Here is a 4817-nt window from a genome sequence, read left to right on the forward strand (position 1 = left end):
ACGACGGCGAGTACGAGCGCGCCTTCGAGACGCTGGTCGCCGGCGTGCGCATGCGCGCGCCGATGATGCAGATCCACACGGTCGCCGCCGGCGGCGGCTCGATCCTGCACTTCGACGGCGCCAAGTACCGCGTCGGACCGGATTCCGCCGGCGCCAACCCTGGCCCCGCCTGCTACCGCCGCGGCGGGCCGCTGGCGGTGACCGACGCCAACGTCATGCTCGGGCGCATCCAGCCGGAGTTCTTCCCGGCGGTCTTCGGCCCGGGCGCCGACGCGCCGCTCGACGGCGAGGTCGTGTGCCGCAAGTTCGAGGCCCTGGCCCGCGAGATCCATGACACCACCGGCGACCGCCGCTCGCCCGAGCAGGTCGCCGACGGCTTCCGGCGCATCGCCGTCGAGAACATGGCCAACGCGATCAAGAAGATCTCGACCCAGCGCGGCTACGACGTCACCGAATACACGCTGCAGTGCTTCGGCGGCGCCGGCGGCCAGCACGCCTGCGACATCGCCGACACGCTCGGCATGACCCGGATCTTCCTGCACCCCTACGCCGGCGTGCTCTCGGCCTACGGCATGGGCCTCGCCGACCTGCGCCTGATGAAGGAGGAGGCGGTCGAGGCGCGGCTCGAGGAGTCCCAGGAGCGCCTCGCCGAGATCTTCGGTCGGCTCGGTAGCGCCGCCCGCGAGGAGATGCTGGCCCAGGGCGTTCCCGAGCCGCGGGTGACGGTGATCGGCCGCGTCCACCTGCGCTACGAGGGGACCGATTCGGCGCTCATCGTCGAGCAGGGCACGCAGGCCGAGATCGTCGAGCGCTTCGAGCGCTCCTACCGCCAGCGCTACGGCTTCGTCATGGAGGACAAGGCGCTGATCGTGGAGGCCGTCTCGGTCGAGGCGATCGGCGCCGCCGAGGCCGGCGAGGACCCGGTGCTGACCCGCGACGCGAGTCGGCCGAAGCCGGAGCCGCGCGCCGTGCGGCCGATGTACGCCAACGGCGCCTGGCACGACACGCCGGTCTTCGAGCGCGACACCCTGCAGCCGGGCGACCTCGTGGAGGGGCCGGCGATCGTGCTGGAATCGACCTCGACCACGGTCCTCGATCCCGGCTGGCGCGCCGAGCTCAGCGAGCGCAACCACCTGGTGCTGAGCCGGGTCGTGCCGGTCGAGCGTGAGAAGGCGGTCGGCACCGAGGTCGATCCCGTCATGCTTGAGGTCTTCAACAACCTCTTCATGTCGATCGCCGAGCAGATGGGCTCGACCCTGGAGAACACCGCCTACTCGGTGAACATCAAGGAGCGGCTCGACTTCTCCTGCGCGATCTTCGATCCCGACGGCGGCCTCGTCGCCAACGCGCCGCACATGCCGGTCCACCTGGGCTCGATGGGCGAGTCGATCCGCACGGTGATCCGCGAGAACGAGGGTAGGATCCGGCCGGGCGACGTCTACGTGCTGAACGCGCCCTACAACGGCGGCACCCACCTGCCGGACATCACGGTGGTGTCGCCGGTGTTCGACACCGAGGGGCGGCGGATCCTCTTCTATGTCGCCAGCCGCGGCCATCACGCCGACATCGGCGGCACGACCCCGGGCTCGATGCCGCCCGACTCCCGCACCGTCGAGGAGGAGGGCGTGCTGATCGACAACTTCAAGCTGGTCGAGGAGGGCCGCTTCCGCGAGGCCGAGCTGCGCGCGCTGCTCGGCTCCGGCCGCTACCCCACGCGCAACGCCGACCAGAACGTCGCCGACCTGAAGGCCCAGATCGCGGCCAACAACAAGGGCGTCCAGGAGCTGATGCGCGCGGTCGGGCACTACGGCCTGGAGGTCGTCCACGCCTACATGGGCCACGTCCAGGACAACGCCGAGGAGCAGGTCCGCCGGGTCCTGGAGGTGCTCAGCGACGGCGCCTTCGTCTACCCGATGGACAACGGCGCCCGGCTCGAGGTCCGCATCACCATCGACCGCAAGCGGCGCTCGGCGCTGATCGACTTCACCGGCACCAGCGCGCAGCTGCCGAACAACTACAACGCGCCCTCCAGCGTCTGCCGGGCGGCGACCATGTACGTCTTCCGCACCCTGGTCGACGACGACATCCCGATGAACGAGGGCTGCCTGAAGCCGCTCGAGCTGGTCATCCCCGAGGGCTCGATGCTCAACCCGCAGTACCCGGCGGCGACCGTCGCCGGCAACGTCGAGACCAGCCAGTGCGTCACCGACACGCTCTACGGCGCGCTCGGCGTCCAGGCGGCGGCCCAGGGCACCATGAACAACGTCACCTTCGGCAACGCCCGCTACCAGTACTACGAGACCATCTGCGGCGGCTCGGGCGCCGGGCCGGACTTCGACGGCGTGACCATCCACACCCACATGACCAACTCGCGCCTGACCGACCCGGAGGTGCTGGAGTGGCGCTTCCCGGTGCTGCTGGAATCCTTCCGCATCCGCGAAGGCTCGGGCGGACGCGGCAAGCACCACGGCGGCGACGGCACGATCCGCCGGCTGCGCTTCCTGGAGCCGATGACCGCGGCGATCCTGTCCAGCCACCGCACGGTGCCGCCCTTCGGCCTCAAGGGCGGCGAGGACGGCCAGTGCGGCGCCAACTGGGTCGAGCGCGCCGACGGCACGCGCGAGGAGATGGGCGGCACCGACAAGAAGGAGCTGGGCGTCGGCGACGTGCTGGTCGTCCAGACGCCGACCGGCGGCGGCTACGGCGCCCCCGCCGAGCGCAGCGAGCCGGAGCGCGAGGCCGCGGAATAGCCTGCCGGCCGGCCCGCCCCGGCCAAGGGTGCGGGTGCGGGTGCGGCCGGCCTCAGGCGGCGGCGCGCAGGGGGCGCTTGGTCAGCTTCAGCTTCTCGCGAACTTCGGCCGAGCCCAGGACCTTGACGTTCATCGCCTCCAGGATCGTGCGCGCCCGCGCGACCAGGTCGCCGTTGCTCGCCAGCACGCCCTTCGAGAGGTAGATGTTGTCCTCCAGGCCGACCCGCACGTTGCCGCCGGCGAGCGCCGCCATGGCGACGAAGGGCAGCTGCATGCGCCCGATCGAGAAGGCCGAGAAGGTCCAGTCGGACGGCACCTGGTTGGCGAGAGCCAGCAGGGTCAGGGGGTCGTCGGGCGCGCCGTAGGGAATGCCCATGCAGAGCTGGACCATGACCGGGTCGTCGATCAGCCCTTCCTTCACCAGCTGCTTGGCCAGCACCAGGTGGCCGGTGTCGAAGACCTCGATCTCGGGCCGCACGCCGAGCGCCTGGACGTGCTTGGCCATGGCGCGCAGCATCGAGGGCGTGTTGGTCATCACGTAGTCGCCGGCGGCGAAGTTCATGGTGCCGCAGTCGATCGTGCAGATCTCGGGCAGCAGGGCGGCGACGTGGGCGACGCGCTCCTCGGCGCCGACCATGTCGGTGCCCTCGGGGTTCAGCGGCAGCGGCTGCTCGGCCGAGGCGAAGACCAGGTCGCCGCCCATGCCGGCGGTCAGGTTGAGGACAACGTCCTGGTCGGAGGCGCGGACCCGCTCGACGACCTCCCGGTAGTATTCGACCTTGCGCGCCGCCTTGCCGGTCTCGGGGTCGCGGACGTGGATGTGGGCGATGGCGGCGCCGGCGCGCGCGGCCTCGATCGCCGAGTCGGCGATCTGCTGCGGCGTCACCGGCACCTTGTCGGACCTGTCGGCGGTCTCGCCGGCGCCGGTCACGGCGCAGGTGATGAAGGCTTCCCAGTTCATGGCGGCTCCTGAAAGCGGGGGCGGGCGGCCGATCCTAGCGCTGCGGCGGCGCAAAGACTTTGCCTGTCCGGCCATTTGGATTGCAGGATAGGCCATGACCGCCGTCCACTACGGCTTCCTGCTGCTCGAGGGCTTCAGCAACCTGGTGCTGGCCAATGCCATCGAGCCGCTGCGCGCGGCCAACCAGCTGTCCGGCGAGACGCTGTTCCGGCGCAGCCTGCTGACCCTGGACGGCGCGCCGGCGACCTCCTCCTCCGGCATCGCCGTCAACGCCGACCGCCGGCTGTCCGAGGCCGGTCCGCTCGACCTGCTGTTCGTGGTCGCCGGCTACGGCTTCCGCGAGCGTGCGGAGGCCGCCGTCCTCTCCGCCCTGGGACGCGCCGCGGCCCGCAGCAGGCGCGTCGGCGGGCTCGACACCGGCAGCTGGCTGCTCGCCGCCGCCGGACTGCTCGACGGCCGCCGGGCGACGATCCACTGGCAGGAGCTGGAGGCCTTTGACGAGGCTTTCCCGGCGGTCGAGGCGAGCGGGGAGCGCTACCTGCTCGACGGCCGCGCGGTCACCGCCGGCGGCGCCACGGCGGTGCTCGACCTGATGCTGCGGCTGGTCCGCGAACGCGGCGGCGAGGCGCTGACCTTCGAGGTCATGAGCCTCTTCATCTACGATGCCGAGCGTGCCTCGGAGCGGCCCTTCCGCGGTGCGCGCAGCCGGCGTCTGGTCGAGCTGACGCCGGCGCTGGTCGCCGCGGTCGCGCTGATGCGGCGCAACCTCGAGACGCCGCTGCCGCTGGCCGGGATCGCGCGGGCGAGCGGCGCCTCGCCGCGCTCCCTGGCGCGCGCCTTCCGGCGCGAGTTCGGCCTCTCGCCCGGCCGCTACTACCAGTCGCTGCGGCTGGCGGCGGCCCGCCGGCTGGTCGAGGAAACCGGCCTCGGCGCCGCCGAGATCGCGGTGCGCACCGGCTTCGCCTCGACCGCCACCCTGTCGCGGGCTTTCTCGGGCCACTTCGGCACGACGATCCGCGCCCTGCGCCGCGCGCGCCGGCCGTGAGGCGCGCCCACGCTTGCCTGGTTCGACAGGCTCACCATGAAGCGAGGGATGGGCTGGCGCA

At 71.8% G+C, this 4817-nt stretch carries 3 protein-coding genes; 2 read left to right on the top strand and 1 reads right to left on the bottom strand.

Translation table 11 applies throughout. The features are described 5' to 3' along the window. The coding region (locus WD341_RS15480; protein ID WP_368426377.1) for a hydantoinase B/oxoprolinase family protein at positions 1-2750 on the top strand (2750 nt) is incomplete at its 5' end. Positions 2751-2802: 52 nt separating this feature from the next. Here the strand turns inward: WD341_RS15480 and WD341_RS15485 are convergent. Beyond that, on the bottom strand, positions 2803-3711 hold the full coding sequence (locus WD341_RS15485; RefSeq protein WP_368426378.1) for a 3-keto-5-aminohexanoate cleavage protein: 909 nt from the start codon (positions 3709-3711) through the stop codon (positions 2803-2805). A gap of 94 nt (positions 3712-3805) precedes the next feature. On the opposite strand from WD341_RS15485, the gene WD341_RS15490 reads away from it, so the two are divergent. Then, positions 3806-4756, top strand: a complete 951-nt coding sequence (locus tag WD341_RS15490) for a GlxA family transcriptional regulator (RefSeq protein ID WP_368426379.1) — start codon at positions 3806-3808, stop codon at positions 4754-4756. Positions 4757-4817 lie beyond the last annotated feature (61 nt).

It is taken from the genome of Tistlia sp., assembly GCF_040905785.1.
GTDB lineage: Bacteria > Pseudomonadota > Alphaproteobacteria > Kiloniellales > DSM-21159 > Tistlia.

Bases quoted from the DNA above. Each gene is read 5' to 3' on its own strand.
- WD341_RS15485 (WP_368426378.1), bottom strand. From the start codon at position 3,711: ATGAACTGGGAAGCCTTCATCACCTGCGCCGTGACCGGCGCCGGCGAG.
- WD341_RS15490 (WP_368426379.1), top strand. From the start codon at position 3,806: ATGACCGCCGTCCACTACGGCTTCCTGCTGCTCGAGGGCTTCAGCAAC.